The sequence below is a fragment of the Bacteroidales bacterium genome (genome assembly GCA_021648725.1).
Classification (GTDB): Bacteria; Bacteroidota; Bacteroidia; order Bacteroidales; family JAADGE01; genus JAADGE01.
In genome coordinates, this window is record JAKISF010000025.1 from 23732 (window position 1) to 45862 (window position 22131).

Below are 22131 nucleotides of genomic sequence, written 5' to 3' on the forward strand. Positions count from 1 at the left end.
AAATTATGACAAATGAATATTATTGTCCGCATTGCAAAGCTCAGTTAAAAGTAGGTAATCGTATCATTTTAACGGCAAAAGTCGATAAATATAAAGGAGGATTAATACTTTTTGAGCCTAAGTTAGGGGATTTTAAAATTGTAAAACATAAAAGCTGTAAAATTGAAGAAAACACACATGTTGATTTTCTTTGTCCTGTTTGCCATGAAAATTTAAGTACGGCACAAGAAAATCTTGCAGAGATTTTATTAGTAGATTCTGACGGTGATGAGTATGGAATTATGTTTTCAGAAATTTTAGGAGAACAAGCAACATTTAAAATTAAAGCCGGAAAAGTTTACGATGCATTCGGCAATGATCAAAATAAATACATTAACCATTTCGGGAAAGGTCCTGAATATTAACTTTTACAATAAAATAACTGCAAAAAATGAAACAAATTTCAATAACATTACTATTAACTTTTTTAGGACTTTCAGTATCTTCTCAACCTGTTGATGTCTTTGTGTATTCAGGAAGCGGAGCATCAAAAACACTTCAGATTCAAACAAAGAAAACGGAAACAAAAGGATCATTTTATTATAATGATAACTGGAAACCCGGAGAAATTTATTTAATCACAGGCGAGGTTATTAAAGATTATCCGCTGAAATATGATTTAAGGAAAAATATTATCGAAATTAAAGTTGAAAATATAGTTAAAGTTTTATCTGTAGGAAGAGTAAAAGAAATTCATTGGATTGATGATTTCGGAAATAAAGAAATATTACGAAATGCTATGCTCTATGAGAATTATAACGGAACAGGGCTCTTTTCAATTTTATTAGAGGGTAATAAGTCTTTTTTGAAGAAACCGTATTTAAAACTAATTGAATCAAATTATGTTACAGCATTGGATGTGGGAGAGAAAAGCAACCAAATCGTGAAACGAAACTACTACTTTATTGCAGAAGGTAATAAAGTAATAGAAATTAAAAAAAGCAAAAAACAAATTTTAAAGCAATTTGGAGATAATGCTGACATCATAAAAGAATTTGCACAAAAAAATAAACTGAGCTATAAAAATGATAACGATTTAATTAAAATTTTTAGCTACTATAATAGTTTGTAATATATTTTTATACAACAAAAAAGAAAACCTTTTTCTGTCAAAATACCCTCCTTAAATTTGAACAGCTTAAATATTTTATGTTATTTTGTAAAATAAACTTTAAAAAAACATAAAATGTCAACAATCAGATTTACTGCATTAAAAGAATTAAACAAACGGTCAATTAAAACAATTGAATTTCCTTCAAACAAAATTTCAGATTATTTCGGAACAAATGTTTTTGATCTTCAAAAAATGCAAAAACATCTTTCAAAAGAAGCATATGAAGGTGTAAAAAAATCAATTGAAACAGGAACCAGAATCGACAGAAGAATTGCAAATCAAATTGCTGCCGGAATGAAAGACTGGGCAATCAGTAAAGGGGCATCTCACTATACCCATTGGTTTCATCCTTTAACAGGCAATACAGCCGAAAAGCATGATGCATTTCTTAATATAGACCAAGACGGAAATTCTTTTGAACAATTTGACGGTGAACTTCTTGCACAACAAGAACCGGATGCTTCCAGTTTTCCTCACGGCGGATTAAGAAACACATTTGAAGCAAGAGGGTATACCGCTTGGGATCCGTCATCTCCTGCATTTGTTGTAGGTAAAACTTTATGTATTCCTACAATTTTCATTTCATACACAGGCGAAGCTTTAGATTACAAAACACCTTTGTTAAAATCTATTCAGGCGTTAGATTCTGCAGCAACTGATATTTGTAACTATTTTGATAAAAACGTAAATAAAGTAATTGCCAATTTAGGGTGGGAACAAGAATATTTTCTCGTTGACGAAGCACTTTACCGTGCAAGACCCGACCTTGCTCTTACCGGCAGAACTTTAATGGGGCATGCATCTGCTAAAGACCAACAGCTCAGCGATCATTATTTCAGTTCAATTCCCGAGCGTGTTTTAGAATACATGAAAGATTTTGAGATAGAAGCACACAAACTGGGAATCCCTATAAAAACAAGGCATAACGAAGTTGCTCCTAATCAATTTGAATGTGCTCCTATTTTTGAAGAAGTTAATTTAGCAAACGACCACAACCTTCTTCTTATGGAAATTATGAGAAAAGTTGCAATAAAACACAAATTTAAAGTTCTTTTTCATGAAAAACCTTACGGCGGAATTAACGGTTCCGGAAAACATAACAACTGGTCTTTGGCAACAGATACAGGAGTAAATCTTCTAAAACCCGGAAACACACCAAAAACTAATCTTCAATTTTTAACATTTTTAATAAATACGGTGAAAGCCGTAAAAGAGCATAGTGATTTATTAAGAGCAAGCATTGTTTCGCCGGGGAATCAACACAGACTAGGTGCAAATGAAGCACCTCCGGCAATTATTTCGGTTTTCTTGGGAAATAAACTGAATGAAATGCTAAATGATATTGAACAACGAATTCCGGATAAAAAAATGTCTCCCGATGAAAAAACAGAATTAAAACTTGATATCGGAAAAATACCGGAAATACTTCTTGATAATACCGACAGAAACAGAACTTCTCCCTTTGCTTTTACGGGAAATCGGTTTGAATTCAGAGCAGTAGGCTCAGCAGAAAATAATGCGGGCCCCATGATTGCTCTAAATACAGCAGTTGCAGACCAGCTAATAAAATTCAAAAAAGATGTTGATACTTTAACTGCAAAAAAGTTAAAGAAAGACGAAGCAATTTTGCAAATACTAAGAAAATATATCACAGAATCTAAAAACGTAAGATTTGAAGGAAACGGTTACAGCAACGACTGGGTAAAAGAAGCCGAAAGCAGAGGTTTAACAAATGTTAAATCCGCAGCAGAAGCATACAAAGCTTATATAAGCAAAAAAACTATAAATCTTTTTGAAAGGAATCATATTCTTAATAAAAAAGAACTGCAATCAAGATATGAAATAAAAATTTGTGAGTATGTTCAAAAAATACAAATAGAAGCAAGGGTTCTCGGTGATTTGGCAATAAACCATATTATTCCTACAGCAATTAGATATCAGAATACTTTGATTACAAGTGTTCGAGATTTAAAAGAAATAATTTCCGATAAAAAAGAATTTGAAAATTTAGCTCAAAGAAGAATTGATACAATTAAGAGGATTTCTGAGCATACAACATTTATAAGTATTAAAGTGCAAGAAATGATAAAAGAAAGAAAAAAAGCAAATATTATTAAAGATTGTGCAAACCGAATTGAAAATTACGAATATAAAGTGAAACCGTTTTTGTATGAAATAAGACTTCATATTGATAAACTTGAACTTATTGTTGATGATGAAATGTGGCCGCTTCCGAAATATCGAGAATTATTGTTTAACATATAAAAATGAATTTGTTTTTTGTACATTTATAAAATATTATGAACAAAACCAAACTCAAAATGAAAAAAATATGGTTATATTTTGCCTTAATTATAATGTTTTCTTGCGGAAATGAAACTGAAAAAAATATTGAAACAGATAAATCTATTGAATCGGATACCGTAAAAGTTATTGACCCGATTAAAGAAGATACAATTCAAGATGAGGTTTACGATAAGGAAAATCCTATAGACTCACTACTTAACTTTTGTGATGAAAATTTAAAAAATTCTTTACAATTATACATTTCATTAATTTCGGAAGATATAAAAAGCGAAGCACAAATAAGAAAAGCTTTTGAACTAAGGAAAAAGATATTATATAAACTGGATAATGCAGTTTCAAACTATCTTATTTCTAATAATGAAGATTACAATAATGAGCTTGAAGTTGCATTAAACTCAATAGGATTTCAAGGTGTTTATGCCGAAGGAATGTATATGACATTGGGTGTTTATCCTGTGCTTGAAGATGCAATTAGAAAAGTGGCATCGGATGAATTTAAACTTACTATAGATTTTTATAATGCCTTATCTGCATCAATCGGAGGCGAATATCCGTATGCTACAATGTCGGATGAAATGGAAGTTGTAAGGATAGGAGAAAAAATTCGTTCAGAATACCCGGATACCGACTCAATTAAAAATATTACCGAACACTTTATGCAAAATCTTTTTTGCTTTACGGATTTTCATGTTGTAGTAGATTCCAAAAACCGAGATTCTGCGTACATTGTATGGGGAACTGATGTATATATGTATCCCGGGATGTCAAGCAAATATAATTTTGAAGATTTTTATAAAAAGATGCCTGATTCAAAATACAGTAAAATAGTAAAATCTGTTTGTGATGCTCCGTCAATTATATATTCTGATGAAGGCAGCTCAATTTACCTTGTCGCAGTTCATGTTTTTGATAATTACAGCAGTGCAGAACAACAAATATTTGAATATTTTGAAAAGGGTATTGACATTCCGCACAGAATAATTATCAGAGAAAACGGAAATATTTCCTATGCGGTAGTTTATCGTTTTTTCTCAGAAAAGAAGAAAGCAAATGATGCTTTGAATTATATTAAACGAACAAATGAAAACGCTAAAATAATTACGATTGACCTTGCGGGTAATGTTGTAAATTAAAAAGCGTTTACAAGAAAATCAACAGAGCCGGGTCTGCCGTTTTTTAATACAACTGCAATAATTTTTGCTTTTATTATAAGTTTATTGTCACTTTTTCGGTAAATATCTTGTGAGAAGTTTATTTTTAAAGGTCCGTTTTGCTCAAAATTAAGTTTAGAAACAAATTCATCTCCGCTTTTTAAAGGAAGTTTATAGTCGATTTCAGCTCTGTACACAACAGGGTTAATCCCTTCTTCGTGAAGTTTTGCAAAATCAAGTCCTGCTGTTTTTATAAACTCATGCCTTGTATGTTCCAAATAATTTTGATAAACGGCATTATTTACAATCCCCTGAATATCACATTCGTAGTCGCGTACTTGCATTTCAAGTTGAAATTTGTATTTTTTCATCTTTTTTGAATTTGTTACGCTGTCTTTTAATTTCTTAATACTGCTCCTTCTCATTAGGGAAATCTTTAGAGCGAACATCTTTTACATAGTTTGATACCGCTCCTTTCATTTCGCTTGCTAAATCATGGTAGCGTCTTAAAAAACGAGGTGAAAATTCTTGTGTTATTCCGAGCATATCATGAACAACAAGAACTTGTCCGTCAACACCGCCGCCTGCTCCTATTCCTATAATAGGTATTTTTACGCTTTCGGCAACTTCTTTTGCTAATTGTGCCGGAATCTTTTCTAATACTATGGCAAAGCAACCTAATTCTTCTAATAATTTTGCATCTTTTCTTAATTGCTCCGCTTCTGCTTTATCTTTTGCTCTTACTACATAAGTTCCGAATTTATGTATTGACTGAGGAATTAATCCTAAATGTCCCATTACCGGAATTCCTGCAGATAATATTCTTACAACTGATTCTTTCACTTCTTCTCCGCCTTCTAATTTTACTGTATGTGCTCCGGTTTCTTTCATTATTCTTATTGCAGAATCCAATGCGTGTTTTGAATTGCCTTGATATGTTCCGAAAGGTAAATCAACAACAACCAAAGCTTTTTCAACTGCTCTTACAACAGATTTTGCATGATATATAATCTCATCTAAAGTAAGCGGTAAGGTTGATTCGTAACCTGCCATAACATTTGCTGCTGAATCTCCTACTAAAATTACATCAATGCCGGCTTGATCAATAATTTTTGCCATTGAATAATCATAAGCAGTAAGCATTGCAATTTTTTCATTCTTTGCTTTCATGGCTTGAAGCACATGAGTTGTTATTTTTTTTGCGGTTTTATGTATTGACATTATTTCAGCTTTTATAAATTTCAGAAAAATTAAAATGATTTATAAACAGTTGTTTGTTTTTCTGTATTATTTTGTTGTTTATATTCTTCAATATATTTGTTTAAAAATTTTCTTACTTTAATCGGTAACACATCTATAAATATTGCTTCTTTCGGATTATACGGATTATACACTAAGGGTTCACTCTCTTCATCATTCAATAATGACACAAGATGTGTTCGTACTGTTGCAATATATGTTTCTCCTGAAGTTGTTTTGAATTCATAAAAAAGTTTAAATATCGGTTTTAAGTTTTCGTCATCATCTGTTTTCTCACTTTTTGTTAATATTCCGAAAGCAATTTGTCCGTTTTTAATAATTTGAATATATTTAATTGTATTTCGGAAGACAAAAAATAAAAACCAACCGATAAAAATGAAAATAATAATAGGCAAAAAAACTAAAAAAGGTACGCTGCTTGAAACTGTAAAATTAAAAAATAAACAATTTCCGATTAAAATTATTAAAAATATAATTGTTTGCTTCAATCCTCCGAACAATAAGTTTAATTTTAGCGTAAAAAGAATTTTTCTGCTGTTTTTATCCTTTTTATATGTATAGTTCAACCTTCTTTTTTTGAACTTGCTTTTATGGTTATTTCTGCTTAACACAAAATAATTTTTAATCTTTTACTTCAGTTGATTTGTTTTCATCAGGTAAATAAACAATTTCTTCAATTGTATTTTCGTCAGCTTCCGTTAAAAAGTCCTTATTAAGTTGATTGTAAGAGGGTTTGTTGAGAAAAACTGCAATAAATACAATGCCGAACATATATAAAGGCTCATTTGTTTCATTCAAATAAAATGCAATTAACGAAATTAACGCAGCAAATTCTAAAACGGCAAATTTAATTATTACGGCAAACTGATATTTTTCTGTTTTGGTTTTCTCGCTTGCTTCTTTTTTTAACCGTTTCTTAATTATATCGTAAATTTTAAAAGTTGCCGGAATTGCAGATATCGAAATAATATATGAAAGATATAAAAAGCCTATATCAGAAGAGTCGAAAGATTGGCTGAGTTTTTTCGGAACAAGAACAAAAAAAGTAATTCCGAAAATAGCAACTAATTCAAAAATAAAGAATATCCAAACATAATTAAGAACCTTTATTTTATTGTTTATATATCTGTTATTATTCATCTAATTTATATCAATAAGTTTTATTTCAAATATTAAAGTTGTAAAGGGCGGAACTATTTTTTCAAAACCGAATTCTCCGTAGGCATATTTTGATGAGGTAATAAGTTTTATTTTATCGCCTTCTCTCATTTTTAAAATTGCTTTATCCCATGCGGGGATAACATCTCCTTGTCCTATTAAAAATTTAACGGGTTCTCCTCTGTCAACTGAGGAATCAAAAACCTGACCGTTAATTAATTTCCCGGTATAATGAACTGTTGCTGTTTTTCCTGCACTTGCTTTCTTTCCTTTTCCTTTCTCGAGTTGTATTATATATAAACCGTCTTCTGTAGGAGCTTCTGTAATGTGCTCATTTTTAGTGTATTCTTTCAACAGAGCAGATTCTTGGTATTCTGCTTCAAGTAAATATTGCCTGTATTCTTTATTTAACTCTTCTTCGCTTACAGATTTATTAATTTTAACTTCAAATTTGAATGTTTCATCTTTTTTTACAAAATTCGGAATCTGCTTTTTCATTGTTTCTTTATAAAAATTTTGGGCAGGTATTAAAAAAACAGCACTGTCACCTATATTTAACATAGTAATTGCTTCCTGAAATAAACCTCCGGTTTCGGGGTTCAACACTTGAACACGAAATTTACCGGGCAATGTTTCTGAATCAAAAATTAAAGAATCATTTTGGTTAAAATATCTTAGTTTCAAATCTAAAATTTCATCTTCTTTAACTGTCAAATTTGTATTTTCTTTGGTAATTATTTTGTATTCAAAACCGGATTCATGTTTTTTATAACTCTCTGAATTATCACAAGAAAATAACAAAAGAATTATTGCAGACACAAAAAAAACAATTTTTATCAAATTCATACTTCTTTTATAAAGTAAAAGGCAAATATAAAACTATATATAATTAAAAAAACACATACGATAAAAAACAAATAACAGATATGAGTAAACTACTTTCGAGTAATTTCAATTATTTCATTTAATCTTTTATTTCTTCTTTCTGTTCGTTTTTGCCTTGCAATATCTACGGCATTTTTATATCCGCCTGTGTAATATCTCAAAAACCAAGGGGAAACACTTATTAAGGAATCGTACCAAGCATATCTGATAAGCATATCTGTGCCGATTGCTGCAAATACCGCAACCAGCAAAAAGGAATTTATTGCATTTTTATAATCGCCGGCATATAATTGTCCGCTGCCCGGAACTATTAAACTAAAAATCCCGGCAATTTTAGGATTCGGTCTTTCAAAATACTTTTTTTTCTTAAAAAGTTCAGATACTTCCGATTTTGCCATTATCGCCGTATCGTTTAAAGAATTTATAAAGAACTCTTTAGATTTTTCGTAATTTGTTTGTGCATAATAAATAATACCGAGATAAAAGTTCTTCCTTTTTATTTCTTCGGAAATATTAGTTTCTTCTGATGTAAGTATCATTAATTCCGCATCATTATATTTGCCTGAAAATATTAAACAATCAATTTTTTTATATATTAATTCTTGTATATTTTGTTTAGTTGAACTATATACAAAAGCAGAATCATATAAATTTAGAGCATTTTTATAATCATTTTGCATAAAATAAGCATCTCCGCATTTTTCAAAAACTTCCGATTGTTTTATTTCAGAAAAAAAAATTACTCTTTTTAATAATTCAATTGTTGTTGAATATTCTTTTTTCGAAAACATTTTATCAGCCAAAATGATAGTTTCGTCAATATTTTGAGCATAAATATTTAATTTTAATAAAAATATTAAAAAAAGAAGTATTACTTTTGTTGTTATGCTATGTGCTGATTGTGTTTGCATTACATGATATTGCAGATGTGTAAAAGTGTAAAATTAAAAAAATAAATAAAATAAATGCAGTTTTTATTTTTGTTTTCATAAAATTAACTTACATTTGTCAATGAGTTTAAATACTCATAAAGTGTTTTTTTCATAGTAAGTTTTAGGTTAGTTGTTAAGGCGGAATTTTTATTCCGCCTTTTTTATTTTAAAGCGTTGATTATAAGATGGATATACATAATCACAAATTGTTGAGATTTTCAGAAACTCCTTTCTTCAACCTGATGCAAAGAAGGATTCAAAGAGTATTAATCGTTTGCAGCGAATATGATACATTTACATTAGAAGTTGACGGAAGAATTGAAGAACAAATTTTTAATGAATATGTATCTTTAAATCTCAGTAATCCTCCGAGGTTTAAGCATGTTAATACAGCAGAGAAAGCTTTGAAAGAAATTCATAAAAGCTATTACGACCTTATTATTACAATGTTGAATGTGGGCGAAAAATTTGATGCTTTCGGTTTTGCAAAAGAAATTAAAAAGAAACATCCGAACAAGCCGGTTGTTGTTCTTACCCCTTTTTCAAGAGAAGTTTCGCTGTTATTGGAAAATGAGGATTTAAGTGCTATCGATTATGTTTTCAGTTGGCTCGGAAGTGTTGATGTTATACTTGCTATTATAAAACTTCTTGAAGATAAAATGAATATCGAGAAAGATATAAAATCAGGTGTGCAAGTTATTTTATTGGTTGAAGATTCTGTAAGATACTATTCGGGTTACCTGACAAATATGTATAAAACTCTGCTTGTTCAATCAAAAAAGTTTATGACGGAAGGTTTAAATGAACATCAACAAATGATTAGAATGAGAGGGCGACCGAAAATATTATTAGCAAAAAATTATGAAGAAGCAAACATACTTTATAAAAAATATAAATCAAATATTCTTGGTGTAATTTCAGACACAAAATATCCCCGAAACGGAAAAATAGACCCGAAAGCAGGGGTGAAGTTTTTGAAGAAAATAAAATCGGATAAAATATATATGCCTCTTCTTCTTCAATCTTCGGATATTAAAAACTCTGAAAAAGCAAAAGAAATAAAAGTAGGTTTCATACATAAATATTCAGAGAATTTAGCTGCAGAGCTTATAAATTTTATGAACACATATTTTGCTTTCGGTGCATTTGAATTTAAAAATCCGAAAACAAAAGAAGTTATAAAAAGAACTTTAAACTTAAAAGAACTGCAATACAGTATCTTTGATATTCCCGATGATTCTTTTGAATACCATATATCAAGAAACCATCTTTCCAAGTGGCTGTATGCAAGGGCATTATTCCCTATTGCCGAATTATTTGCGGGTTTGTCGAAGCAAGATTTTGCCGATGATATTAATAAGATAAAAAAGTTCATTTACGAAAATATCTCAAACTACAGACAATCGAGTTCAAGAGGTGTTATTGCTGAATTTAACAGAAATAATTACGACAATTCATTAATTTTTTCCAGAATAGGGAAAGGGTACTTAGGCGGAAAAGCAAGAGGTTTGGCATTTTTAGACAAATTAATAAAGCAACACTCGGAACTTGATAATTATGAAAATATTATAATAAAAATTCCGCAGACCGTTGTGCTGAGTACTGAGATTTTTGATAACTTTATGCTTGATAATGACTTATATGCATTTGCATTATCTAAAAAGAGCAATGAGGAAATCTTAGATAAATTTATAAATGCAAATTTAAGAGATGATACAAAAGATGATTTAAGAGTTTTCTTGGAAGCTGTTGAATTTCCTATTGCCGTTCGATCATCAAGCGTGTTGGAAGACTCACATTACCAGCCGTTTGCAGGTGTATTTGCAACTTATATGCTGTCAAATTCTGCTGATTCGGAAACAAATCTCTCTCAACTGTTAACAGCTGTAAAATCTGTTTATGCATCTGTTTTTTATAAAGAAACAAAAGCATATATGAAAGCAACAAAAAACCTCATTGATGAAGAAAAAATGGGAATTGTTTTACAAGAAGTTTGCGGGAACAGATATGAAAACAGATTTTATCCGACAATTTCCGGTGTTGCTCGTTCAGTAAATTTCTATCCTGTCGGAGACGAAAAAACTGAAGAGGGAATTGTAAATGTTGCCCTCGGTTTAGGAAAACAAATTGTAGAAGGAAAAAGAACATTGAGATTTTCTCCCGAACTTCCGAAAAAAGTTCTGCAATTATCTTCTCCGGAAACAGCTCTGAAAGAAACCCAAAAAACATTTTTTTCTCTTAACTTAACTCCCGAAAGTTTTGTGCCTTCAACAAACGACAGTATTAACTTTGAAGTACACAGAATAAAACAAGCAGAAAAAGATGAATCGATTTATGATATTTCTTCTGTTTATGATTTTGAATTTAATGTGCTTAAAGTAGGCAAAATGTATGAAGGAAAACGTTTGATAACTTTTGCAAATGTATTGAAATATGATTCATTTCCGTTAGCAAACATTATTAAAGATGTACTGAGAATTTGCCAGCAAGCAATGAATAACCCGGTTGAAATTGAGTTTGCCGCAAATTTAACACCTGATAACGGACAACTGAAACAGTTTAATTTGCTTCAAATAAGACCGATTGTAGAAGAAGTCCTTAATGATGAAATTGACTTCTCCGATATAAAAAAAGAAGATTCTGTTATTTTTTCTGAAACTTCATTGGGGCACGGAATAATAAAAGGTATAAAAGATATTGTTTATGTAAAACCTGAAAGCTTTGATTCCGTTAATAATAAAAAGATTGTTGATATAATTGCGAAAATTAATTCGGGATTTACAGAAAATGACAGCAATTATATTTTATGCGGTCCGGGAAGGTGGGGTTCAAGCGACCCGTGGTTAGGAATACCGGTTGTTTGGTCCCAAATTTCGGCAGCAAGATTAATTATTGAATCGGGACTTGAAAATTATCAAATTGAACCCAGCCAAGGAACCCATTTTTTCCAAAATTTAACATCATTTAAGATAGGTTATTTTACAATTAACCCTTTCAGAAATGACGGTTTTTGGAATTTAGAATATTTGGATCAATTTGATGCCGTTTATGAAGATGAGTTTGTAAGACATGTTCGTTTTGATAAAGACTTAATTATTAAAATTGACGGCAAACAGAGCAAAGGAGTTGTTTTAAAACCGGAATAAACTATAATGAAACTTGCAGAACGTAATTTTGACAATGAATTTGAATTTATAACTTCACGAAGCAGCGGAGCCGGCGGTCAGCATGTAAATAAAACAAATTCAAAAGTTGAACTGCGTTTTAATGTTTTAAATTCAAAATTACTTTCGTATGAAGAAAAAGAATTGTTACAAAAAAATATCCCAACAAGAATAAATAAAGACGGAATACTGCAAATTGTTTCTCAGAAATCAAGAAGTCAAATTAAAAACAAAAAAGATTGCATTAAACGATTTTATGAACTTCTTGAAGTGGGGCTTAAAATTCCCAAAAAAAGAAAGAAAACGAAACGCTCTATAAATTCAATTCTCAAAAGATTGAAAAATAAAAAAAGGCAATCGGAGAAAAAAGAAAATCGAAGAAAGGACTTTATTTAGAGCCGGGGGTTATTTATTCGAATAAAACCGTTTCTTTAAAAATAACGAAACATTAACCAACGCGATTAACACCGGCACTTCAACCAAAGGCCCGATAACACCCGTAAAAGCTTGCTGAGAATTTAATCCGAACACGGCAATAGCAACTGCAATTGCTAATTCAAAATTATTGCCGGTTGCCGTAAATGCAATAGATGCGTTTCGTTTATAGTCAATTTTCATTGCTTTTGCGATAAAAAAACTGACAAAAAACATCAGTCCGAAATAAATAATTAACGGAACTGCAATTTTTAAAACATCAAAAGGAATTTTAACTATTAAATTGCCTTTAAGGCTGAACATCAGCACAATAGTTGCAAGTAGTGCAATAAGTGTAATCGGTGAAATAAACGGAATGAACTTTCTGTTATACCAATTTTCTCCTTTATATTTAACAAGTAAAGTCCTGCTTAAAAATCCGGCAATAAACGGAATTCCCAAATAAATTGCAACCGACTTTGCAACTTCATAAATAGAAATATCAACATCAAAACTTTTTACACCAAAATATTTCGGCAAAACCGTAATAAACAACCATGCATAGAAACTGTAAGTAAGCACCTGAAAAATACTGTTTAAAGCTACTAATGCAGCTCCGTATTCTTTGCTTCCTTTTCCTAAATCGTTCCAAACCAAAACCATTGCAATGCAACGTGCTAAACCTATTAATATCAGTCCTGACATATAACCGGGTTCATCTCCGAGAAAAATTATTGCTAAAAAAAACATTAATATCGGACCGATAACCCAGTTCAAAACAAGTGATAATGACATCACTTTTGCATCTTTAAAAATTGAAGGAATTAATTTATAATTTACTTTTGCCAAAGGCGGATACATCATTAATATTAAGCCTATTGCAATAGGAATGTTTGTTGTTCCCGAAGATGCCGAATCAATAGTTTCGGATATACTCGGAAATAAATATCCGATACCAACGCCGATTAGCATCGCAGAAAATATCCATATAGTAAGAAATTTGTCTAAGAATTTTAATCTTGTTTTCATGTCCTGTTTCAAAACATACAAAATTACAATAATTAGTATTTATTTTATAAATTAATATTTATTTTCCTTAAAAACTTTATAAGATGCCTCAACATATTTCTTCTCATTTGATGCGATTTCTTGTATTTATATTGTTTTTTTTAGTAACTGTAAAATCAGGTTTTGCACAGTATTCTGAACCAAAAGTAATTTCGGCAAATAAAATAAGCGAAAAAATAAAATTTGACGGACAGCTTAATGATTCTATATGGCAGAAAATTACACCTGTCAATAATTTTACGCAAAGAGATTTAAACTTCGGGGAACCGGTTACGGAAAAAACAGAAGTTTCTGTTGCTTATGATAAAGATAATCTATATTTCGGAATTTGGTGTTATCAAAAAACTAAAATTACGGCAAAAAATATGAACATTGATTTTGATTACGAATCGGATGATAATTTTCAAATAATGATAAGCCCTTTTAACGACAGCAGAAGCGGATATCTTTTTATTATTAATCCGAATGGTGCAAGAGCAGATATTCAGATTTTTGGAATTGAAGACGGAAACGAGGATTGGAACGGAGTTTGGGATGCTAAAACTACGATTACAACAGATGGTTGGTTTGCAGAAGTTGTGATACCGTTCAGCACATTTCAATTTAAAAAAGGAAACAACTTAAATTGGGCAATTAACTTTGAACGAGATATTGTTTCAAAAAATGAACAAGCACTTTGGCAAGGCTGGTCACGCGATAATTCAATTTTTGCTGTTGTAAAAGCAGGCACTTTAATAAATCTTACAGATATTTCTTATGCAAAACATTTTGAACTAAAGCCGTATATGCTTACCGGTTGGCATTATGATGACGTTGAAGGAAACGATTATCCGATTAAAATCGGCGGGGACTTAAATATTAACCTTACTCCGACTTTGAAATTAAATTTAACAAGTTTTACCGATTTTGCACAAGTTGAAGCAGACAGGATTCCGGTTAACCTTTCTCGATTCAGTGTTTATTATCCCGAAAAAAGACAATTTTTTCTTGAAAGTTCGGATATTTTCAGTTATTACTTAGGCGACAGAAACAGTGCGTTTTATTCTCGCGAAATAGGTATAGAAGAAGGACAATCTGTTCCAATAATTGCCGGTGCCCGCTTATTCGGTAAAGTCAAAAAAAGTAATATCGGGTTCTTAAATATTCAAGAAGCAAATATTGATACAATCCTTACAAAGAATAATATTATTTTCAGATATAAACATGATATCGGCAAACAATCATACATCGGCGGTATTTTTACGAATGTTTTTGATAATGAACATTCAAACCAAGTCATCGGAATTGATGCAACCTACCAAACGTCTAACTTTTTAAAAGATAAAAATTTTACAATCGGTGCAAAACTTACAACAAGCACAGAAAATTTTGAATTACAAGAAGATGCATTTACTTACCGCATTTTTTCCGACTATCCGAATGATTTGATTGACAATTATATGGCATTCGGAACTATGCAACGAAATTTCAACCCGGAATTAGGATATATAAGAAGAAGCGATTATGATTCATATACTTGGTATTTTAGATTAACACCGCGTGTTTTTAATAAATACGGAATTAAACGGCTGATTTTAAAACCTTGGGGATTTACGCTTTATAATACACATTCAACAGGTGAACTCGAAAGTTTTCATAATGAAACTCGCCCTTTCGGAGCAATTCTTAATTCGGGAGAACGATTTGAATTCAATTTCATACAAAATTATGACAGAATTGATGATGCTTTTGAGTTAACGGATGAAATTTCAATACCTACAGGAAAATATTGGATGTATAATTATGAAATACAGCTTGAAACATATAATGCACGTCGAATATGGAGTGAATTATTATATAATTGGGGCGGATTTTATACAGGCACAATCAGAACGCTTGAATTGTCTTTAGGCATTAATATCAATAAACATTTTAACTTGAATGCCGATTATTCATGGAATGAAGTTAAACTTGCCGAAGGAAAAATTATTACGCATGAAATAGCTTCGTATTTGAATTATGCTTTTACTACGAAATTGAATTTTTCTCTTTTCGGGCAATTTAACAGCCTGGACGAACTTATGATTTATAATATTCGCTTTCATTGGATTCCGAAAGTCGGTTCTGATTTATATTTTGTTTATAACATCGGCTATGAAGAACCGATTAAACAAATTGAATATCTTAAACCTCAAACAACGGGAGCAGTTGTTAAAATAATTTACAGATTAACTTTTTGATATAATGTTTATTATTTTCAGTCATCGAGGGTGGGAGCAAAGCCCCTAATCTATTATCAGTTTTATTCCGAAAGATAAAATATGTGCTTTTAATCCTGTAATTCTTTCATAATAACTATAGTTTAAACTTACACTTTTTAAAGCGATTTTCCATATATGTTTTTCGGTTAATATATCTGTGTATTTTATTCCGAACCCATATTGAGTTGAAGTAAACTCAGATAAATCAAAATCTGACGTATAAAACTCTTCGGTTGATTTATGTTGCTCAAAAGGAGCAAAATAGTCAGCAGCTGTTTGTGTATAGAATCTGTAATTAGGATAAAACGTAAACTTAGTTCCTATTTTAACGGGCAACTCAATATTAAACGTGTTTGAGCTTATTCCCCAGTCATCATAATAATAGCGATAGTATGTTCGCAGAACAAGAAATTCATTAATAAAATAATTTAAGCGAACACCTGCCGGAATTTTTGTTCGGCTTTTCGGAAGTCGTTCAATATCGTCTGCCAATTGAAATACATCTATGTTGCTCGGATCTGTATAGTTATTAATGCTTAACGGATTTCCTATATAAAAGTTTTCAGAATCGGAAAAATAAACTCTTTGCATAGGGTTTGCCAACCATCCTTTTTGAATAACAACATCTGAGAATAAAGATATTTGCATACGCTTACTTAGAATTTGAGAAAAACTGAAAGATAATGAGTAGGTATTTCTTCCGTTGTTTTCGATAAGAGTGTTGTTTGTCGGAGCCCAGACGTTTAAGCCGGTTTTATCAATGATATTTCCTTTAGCGTCTAAAATATCAACACCGTTAAAAATATCGGCATTTAAATCTCCGTTGTTTTTTATATATGTTTTTATTTCTATCGGATATTCGGGTCTCCATTGATCCAGAAATATATTTGCAACAAAATTTAATTCTGTATTTTTATTGTTAAACAATCGGACATACCCAATACTGCCGCCCACGGAAGTATAGTCGTATTCATTTGCAAAGCTTAAATTGGTGCTGTATATATTGTTTCTGTTGTCGGAATAATGGCTGTATCCGATTATACCGTTTACCCAAACATCTTCTTTTGATGCTCCGGAAGATTCAACCCACGGAGTTCCCGTAGTTGAACCGGTTAGGTTAGTTGCCTTTTTATCATCGTCGTCGTCATCTCCCGATGCTCCCGTAAACGGATTTAAATTACTTGATGATGCTGAAGTATATGCTGAAATTGTTGCATCAATAGTCATAATATCATCATCATTTAAAGGTATAGCTATATTAATGTTTTCAGCAAAATCATCTAAGCGTTCTGTTCCGATACCTCCGGTAACAGCTGCATTATTACCGTTTTGCGTATAAAAACTCGACAGCATATCAATTTCAACATTTTCGAGAACTCTTTTCTTATATGTAAATGTTGAATCTTTCTTATTTTGTGCAATTGCTGCAAAAGGAAGGCACAGAAATATGTATATTATTACTCTCATTTTTCTTTTATTTTAATTACATCCGCATCCGCCGCCGGATTTTCCGCCGTTTGCTCCTGAAGCACCTTCTCTGTAAACTTGAAAAGTTGTTTCAAATTTCTTTGACTTTCTGTCTGTCAAAGCCATATCAGGATCATTAATGTTCATTTTTTCATATTCTTTTATAACCGTGCAGGAAGTTAAAAAAGAAGCGAAGAAAAGAATTATAAGAACTTTATTTTTCATTTATTTTTATTTTTTCAGATGTATGTATTTTTCCGCTGTCGTCAATTATTATGCATTCAATATCAGGCAATTGATTTATTATGTTTAAGCCTGTTTCGGAGCCCGTTACAAATATAGAGGTTGCTAATGCATCTGCTAATTCTGCACTCGGAGCAAACACGCTTACGCTTATAATTCCCGTTGCAGGATAACCGGTTTTAGGATCAATAATATGTGAGTATCGTTTTCCGTTGAACATTACAAATTTTTCATAATCTCCGGATGTTACAACAGCTCTGTTTGAAATAGGTAAAACAGCAAATGCTTTTTCTTTATTTAACGGATTTGTTATTGCTATTGTCCAATCGTTACCTCCGGGTTGTTTTCCCCATGTGTTCATATCGCCCGAAGCATTAATAATTCCTGCATTAACACCTTTTGAAATAAGTAATTTTTTTGCTTTATCGGCTGCATACCCTTTGCCGATTGCTCCGAAGCCAATTTTCATTCCTTTTAACCTCAAATAAACGGTTTGTTCTTTTTTGTTTATTATAATATTTTCAAATCCGACTTTAGAAACGGAATTATTTATTTCGGTTTTCGAAGGAAATTGCTTCATTAGTCCGTCAAATTTCCAAATTCTATCCATTGAAGCATAGCTTATATCAAATGCCCCGTCTGTTAATTTTGAAATTATAAGAGATCGCTCAATTAAATCAAATAATTCACTGCTGACTTTAACCGGCTTAATACCTGCGTATTTGTTTATTTTTGATGTTTCGGAAGTGCTGTCCCAAGAAGATATTATTTTTTCAATTCTTGATATTTCATTTATTGCAGAGCTTATGTATTCGTTTCCGAGTACAGGGTTTTCGGCAACTACGGTAATGTCGAAACGACAGCCCATCAATTTTATTTTTTTATGGAAAATTTCCTGAGATTGCAGTAAACTCACATAAAAAACAAAAAATATTAATGCAAAACAGCGTTTCATCAGAAATTAGGACTAAAAAGATGTTAAAATTTTAATATACTCTGCCGGTGTAACCTTTTTGTATCCGGTTGTTCCCAAAACCTTTTCTTCACAATTCAATATAACTACAAATGGAAAAAAACCTTGTTTATTATATTTTTCTGCAAGTAGATTATTCTTTTCTTGTAACTCTTTCGGTAACTGATTCTTTTTTCTTCTCGGAAAATCAGCTTTTACTAATACAAAATTATCTTTTGCATAATTCTTGAAAACTTCCGAACTCCAAATTTCTCGGTCTAACTTGATACACGGAGCACACCAATCAGAACCTTGAAAAACTAAAATTATTGTTTTATTTTCATTTTTTGCAGTTATTTTTGCTGAGTCAAGGTCAGTTTGCCACTCTTGTGCGTTTAGTTGCGGCATCAAAAGTGAAGTTAATAAGGCAATAATTATTATTCTCATATTCATTTAATATATTAGGTAATTATTTCAAGACAAACCATTTTTTCTGAACTCGCATTACTTGTTCGATAACATCTCTCACACAACCTTTTCCACCGTCTTTATCAGAAATATAATGAGCAATATTTTGAATTTCTTCAACAGCATCAGCCGGGCAAGTTGCTAAGCCGGATGCTTTCATAGGTTCAAAGTCAGGAATATCATCACCCATATAAAGAAGTTCTTCGGGTTTTAAACCATATTTCATGTAGAAATCTTCATAATCTTCGATTTTATCATGCGAACCCAAGTAAATATCCGTTACACCGAGTCCCTGAAATCGAGTTTTTACAGAAACAGAAGTCCCTCCGGTAATAATTGCAACAATAAATCCTTTATCAACTGCAGTTTTTACGGCAAACCCGTCTTTCACGTTCATGTGTCTGGTCAGTTCGCCGTCAGTATGTAAAACCATATCTTGCGAAAAAACACCGTCAACGTCAAAAACAAATGCTTTTATATCTTTTAATTTTTCTTTAAAGTTATCCATTATTATTTATATTCTTACTAATTAAATTGTAAATTTCCTGTAAATTTTTATTTTCGCTAAGAAGTTTAATGTGCATATCTGTTACTTCTTTATCATTCCTTATTGCCGGACCTGTTTGAGATTTTGAAGGGCTGTTTTTTTGAATTTTAGCAACAGTTTCATTAATTAAAGGCAGCATAATATCAAAATTAATTTGTTTATCTTTCAATATTTCTTCGGCAATTGCAAACATTCTGTTTGAGAAATTATTTGCAAAAACTGCTGCAAGGTGAATATATTTTCTTTGTTCAGAATTAATTTTCCTCACATCTTCACTAATTTGAAAAGCATATTTGCTTAATCTGTTATAATTAAATCCTGAATTTGCCTCTAAACATAAAGGAATGTTTTTGAAATTTGCTTGTTTAAATTTAGAAAAAGTCTGTAAAGGGTAAAATATGCCGTAATTTGCCGATAAATTTTTAAGAACATCCATTGAAATACTTCCGGCAGTGTGCACAACAAAATTATTGTTTATTTTTTCTTTCAGAGTTTTATTTTGAACAATTTCTGAAATTGCATTATCACTTATTGAAATAATATATAAATTTGCATTAGGTGTAATGTTGTTGAAATCAGACGAGTATGAGGCTTGTAGTTTGTCGGCAAGTAATTTTGCGGAATTTTCTGTTTTGCTGTGTATATGTATTTCTGCACCAACTTTTTCTTTTAAAACTTTTGCAATATTTGTTGCAACATTTCCTGCACCTATAATTACAATCTGATTATTTCCCATTATCTGTTGAATTAATAATATCTCAAAAGTATCATTTTATAAACAAACAAAAACATCCGATATTATAATTTACCGGATGTTTTTTGAAATTATTTATTGAAATTAACTTTCTTGAATAAATTTCTTAAATGCTTCATTTAATTTCGGTACTACTTCAAATGCGTCTCCTACGATACCGTAATCTGCTGCTTCAAAGAATGGTGCATCTGCATCTGTGTTAATGCAAACTATTATTTTTGAGCCGTTTACGCCTGCAAGATGTTGTACTGCTCCGGATATGCCTATGGCAATGTATAAATTTGGGGCAACAACTTTTCCGGTTTGTCCGACATGTTCATCGTGCGGTCGCCAGCCTAAATCACTTACGGGGCGAGAACAACTGATTCCTGCACCTAAAATATCTGCCATTTCTTCAATCATTCCCCAATTATCAGCAGCTTTTAACCCTCTTCCTGCAGATACAAGAATATCAGCATCCGTAACGGATAATTTACCCGAGCTTTTAACAACTTCAATCGGTTTAACGGCATAAGCTCCTTCCGAAATTTCTGCTTTAAAATCTTCAACTTCAATATAAGTTGATTTTTCAACTATTTTATATGAATTTTGAGATAATGTAATAACTTTAATGTCTGAATTTACAACAACATCAGCAAAAGCTTTTCCTGAATATGCTCTTTTCTTAACAGTAAAAGGAGACAAAGATGAAGGAGCTGCAACTGCTCCGGCAACAAGACCTGCATTCATTCTAACAGCTAATCTCGGAGCAATTGCTCTTCCTGACGGATTGTTTCCGAAAATAATTACATCTGCGGAATTATTTTTTGCAACTTGCTCAATTGCAGCTGTGTATGCTTGTGCCGAGAAATCTTTTAACTCGTCATTTAAAACTTTTACTGCTTTTTTTGCCCCGTAATTTCCGAGTTCTTTTAAAACTGCTTCCTCAACATTCCCGATTGTTACGGCAACGGCTTCTGTTCCTTGTTGATTTGCTATTTCAGTGCCGTATGACACTAATTCATAGGATGATTTTTTAAACTTACCGTCGTAATTTTCTGTATATATTAATACTGCCATTTTTTTCGATTTTAGAATTTAAATAAACTAAATTGCTTTTGCTTCTTCGTGAAGTAATCTTACCAGTTCTTCAACATTATCGGGAGAAACCAATTTGCATTCAGGTTTTGCTTCCGGCAGATAATGTTTGATTACCTCGGTCATGTTATTTTGATCAACAGGTTCAACAACTTCTAAGCTTTTTCTTCTTGCCATCATTATACCTCTCATATTGGGTATTCTCGGTTCAACGGCAAACCCTTTACCTGCACTAACTACAAATGGAAAACTTGCTTCGAGAACTTGCTTTCCGCCTTCTATTTCTTGTTCTAATTTAACTTTATCACCGTCAATTTCAAATAATGATGCTCCGGAAACAGAGGGTAATCCAAGAAATTCAGCAATCATTCCTTCGGTTTGCCCACCGTTATAATCAATTGATTCTTTTCCTGTTACAACTACGTCATATTCTCCTTTTTTGAAAACTTCTGCAATTTGTTTTGCAACGAAAGCAGCATCAGTAGGTTCGGCATTAATTCTGATTGCCTCATCAGCTCCCATTGCCAATGCTTTTCTTAAAGTTGCTTCTGTTTCAACTGAACCGACATTAACAGCCGTAATGTGCATATCTGTTCCTGCATCTTTTAAATCTAATAATCTGGTTAAAGCCAGTTCTTCATAAGGTCCTACAATATACTGAATATCAGTTGTGTCAAATTTAGTGTCTTCGTCAGTAAATTTAACCTTTGAGGTCGTATCCGGAACGTGTCCGATACAAATAAGTGCCTTCATATTATAATTATTTTATTGTTATTTAATTAAGCTAAAAAATCTTATGCAAACATAATAAATTTTATTTATTTTTCAAAGGAAAATAAATAATTAATGTGTGCAAAAATAAAAACCGTTTATCAAAAAAAGACAAACGGT

At 31.5% G+C, this 22131-nt stretch carries 22 protein-coding genes; 7 read left to right on the forward strand and 15 right to left on the reverse strand.

Features of this window, described 5'->3' with window-relative positions:
- Nucleotides 1-5 precede the first annotated feature (5 nt).
- From L3J35_09865 to L3J35_09880, 4 genes are all read left to right on the forward strand, one after another.
- Nucleotides 6-404, forward strand: coding sequence for a hypothetical protein (locus L3J35_09865; GenBank protein MCF6366492.1), 399 nt, complete (start codon nucleotides 6-8; stop codon nucleotides 402-404).
- A gap of 26 nt (nucleotides 405-430) precedes the next feature.
- The gene (locus tag L3J35_09870; protein MCF6366493.1) at nucleotides 431-1111 is read left to right on the forward strand and encodes a hypothetical protein; all 681 of its coding nucleotides are present in this window, start codon (nucleotides 431-433) and stop codon (nucleotides 1109-1111) included.
- 114 nt (nucleotides 1112-1225) lie between these two features.
- On the forward strand, nucleotides 1226-3418 hold the full coding sequence (locus tag L3J35_09875; GenBank protein ID MCF6366494.1) for a glutamine synthetase III: 2193 nt from the start codon (nucleotides 1226-1228) through the stop codon (nucleotides 3416-3418).
- 56 nt (nucleotides 3419-3474) lie between these two features.
- Entirely contained in the window at nucleotides 3475-4593 is a 1119-nt protein-coding gene (locus tag L3J35_09880; protein MCF6366495.1) for a hypothetical protein, read from the forward strand.
- On the opposite strand, the gene L3J35_09885 is transcribed toward L3J35_09880, so the two are convergent.
- The 6 genes from L3J35_09885 to L3J35_09910 all read right to left on the reverse strand — a co-directional run bounded on the left by L3J35_09885 (nucleotide 4590) and on the right by L3J35_09910 (nucleotide 8825).
- Nucleotides 4590-4982, reverse strand: a complete 393-nt coding sequence (locus L3J35_09885; protein ID MCF6366496.1) for an acyl-CoA thioesterase — start codon at nucleotides 4980-4982, stop codon at nucleotides 4590-4592. The two genes, L3J35_09880 and L3J35_09885, sit on opposite strands and share 4 nt — an antisense overlap.
- A gap of 34 nt (nucleotides 4983-5016) precedes the next feature.
- Complete coding sequence (panB, locus tag L3J35_09890; GenBank protein ID MCF6366497.1) at nucleotides 5017-5832, reverse strand: 3-methyl-2-oxobutanoate hydroxymethyltransferase; 816 nt, start codon at nucleotides 5830-5832, stop codon at nucleotides 5017-5019.
- 29 nt (nucleotides 5833-5861) lie between these two features.
- Nucleotides 5862-6437, reverse strand: a complete 576-nt coding sequence (locus tag L3J35_09895) for a hypothetical protein (protein MCF6366498.1) — start codon at nucleotides 6435-6437, stop codon at nucleotides 5862-5864.
- A gap of 55 nt (nucleotides 6438-6492) precedes the next feature.
- Entirely contained in the window at nucleotides 6493-7011 is a 519-nt protein-coding gene (locus L3J35_09900) for a hypothetical protein (protein MCF6366499.1), read from the reverse strand.
- Nucleotides 7012-7875: an FKBP-type peptidyl-prolyl cis-trans isomerase gene (locus L3J35_09905; protein ID MCF6366500.1), complete on the reverse strand. Its 864-nt coding sequence runs from the start codon at nucleotides 7873-7875 to the stop codon at nucleotides 7012-7014. It abuts the gene before it with no gap.
- 89 nt (nucleotides 7876-7964) lie between these two features.
- Nucleotides 7965-8825, reverse strand: coding sequence for a hypothetical protein (locus L3J35_09910; protein MCF6366501.1), 861 nt, complete (start codon nucleotides 8823-8825; stop codon nucleotides 7965-7967).
- A gap of 263 nt (nucleotides 8826-9088) precedes the next feature.
- Between L3J35_09910 and L3J35_09915 the strand changes: the two genes are divergently transcribed.
- A complete protein-coding gene (locus L3J35_09915; GenBank protein ID MCF6366502.1) occupies nucleotides 9089-11992 on the forward strand; it encodes a phosphoenolpyruvate synthase in 2904 nt (967 codons plus the stop codon).
- Between the two features lie 6 nt (nucleotides 11993-11998).
- Nucleotides 11999-12406, forward strand: coding sequence for an aminoacyl-tRNA hydrolase (gene arfB, locus L3J35_09920; GenBank protein ID MCF6366503.1), 408 nt, complete (start codon nucleotides 11999-12001; stop codon nucleotides 12404-12406).
- 9 nt (nucleotides 12407-12415) lie between these two features.
- On the opposite strand, the gene arsB is transcribed toward arfB, so the two are convergent.
- Nucleotides 12416-13453, reverse strand: a complete 1038-nt coding sequence (arsB, locus tag L3J35_09925; protein MCF6366504.1) for an ACR3 family arsenite efflux transporter — start codon at nucleotides 13451-13453, stop codon at nucleotides 12416-12418.
- Between the two features lie 83 nt (nucleotides 13454-13536).
- Here arsB and L3J35_09930 point away from each other — a divergent pair, with 83 nt between their 5' ends.
- On the forward strand, nucleotides 13537-15711 hold the full coding sequence (locus L3J35_09930) for a carbohydrate binding family 9 domain-containing protein (protein ID MCF6366505.1): 2175 nt from the start codon (nucleotides 13537-13539) through the stop codon (nucleotides 15709-15711).
- Nucleotides 15712-15756: 45 nt separating this feature from the next.
- Here the strand turns inward: L3J35_09930 and L3J35_09935 are convergent, their stop codons facing one another.
- The 8 genes from L3J35_09935 to L3J35_09970 all read right to left on the reverse strand — a co-directional run bounded on the left by L3J35_09935 (nucleotide 15757) and on the right by L3J35_09970 (nucleotide 21993).
- Nucleotides 15757-17199: a DUF3570 domain-containing protein gene (locus L3J35_09935; GenBank protein ID MCF6366506.1), complete on the reverse strand. Its 1443-nt coding sequence runs from the start codon at nucleotides 17197-17199 to the stop codon at nucleotides 15757-15759.
- A gap of 12 nt (nucleotides 17200-17211) precedes the next feature.
- Complete coding sequence (locus L3J35_09940; protein ID MCF6366507.1) at nucleotides 17212-17424, reverse strand: DUF4266 domain-containing protein; 213 nt, start codon at nucleotides 17422-17424, stop codon at nucleotides 17212-17214.
- Nucleotides 17414-18310 (reverse strand): FAD:protein FMN transferase, encoded by an 897-nt coding sequence (locus L3J35_09945; protein MCF6366508.1) that lies wholly within the window; start codon nucleotides 18308-18310, stop codon nucleotides 17414-17416. Before L3J35_09945 ends, L3J35_09940 begins: the two co-directional genes overlap by 11 nt.
- A 99-nt stretch (nucleotides 18311-18409) precedes the next feature.
- Nucleotides 18410-18841: a thioredoxin family protein gene (locus L3J35_09950; GenBank protein MCF6366509.1), complete on the reverse strand. Its 432-nt coding sequence runs from the start codon at nucleotides 18839-18841 to the stop codon at nucleotides 18410-18412.
- Between the two features lie 22 nt (nucleotides 18842-18863).
- Nucleotides 18864-19370, reverse strand: coding sequence for an HAD hydrolase family protein (locus tag L3J35_09955; protein MCF6366510.1), 507 nt, complete (start codon nucleotides 19368-19370; stop codon nucleotides 18864-18866).
- Entirely contained in the window at nucleotides 19363-20145 is a 783-nt protein-coding gene (locus L3J35_09960; GenBank protein MCF6366511.1) for a DUF2520 domain-containing protein, read from the reverse strand. Before L3J35_09960 ends, L3J35_09955 begins: the two co-directional genes overlap by 8 nt.
- A gap of 102 nt (nucleotides 20146-20247) precedes the next feature.
- Nucleotides 20248-21222 (reverse strand): electron transfer flavoprotein subunit alpha/FixB family protein, encoded by a 975-nt coding sequence (locus L3J35_09965; GenBank protein MCF6366512.1) that lies wholly within the window; start codon nucleotides 21220-21222, stop codon nucleotides 20248-20250.
- A 27-nt stretch (nucleotides 21223-21249) separates the two neighbouring features.
- Nucleotides 21250-21993 carry an electron transfer flavoprotein subunit beta/FixA family protein gene (locus L3J35_09970; GenBank protein MCF6366513.1) on the reverse strand — a complete coding sequence of 248 codons (744 nt, stop codon included), beginning with the start codon at nucleotides 21991-21993 and terminating at the stop codon, nucleotides 21250-21252.
- Between the last annotated feature and the right edge of the window lie 138 nt (nucleotides 21994-22131).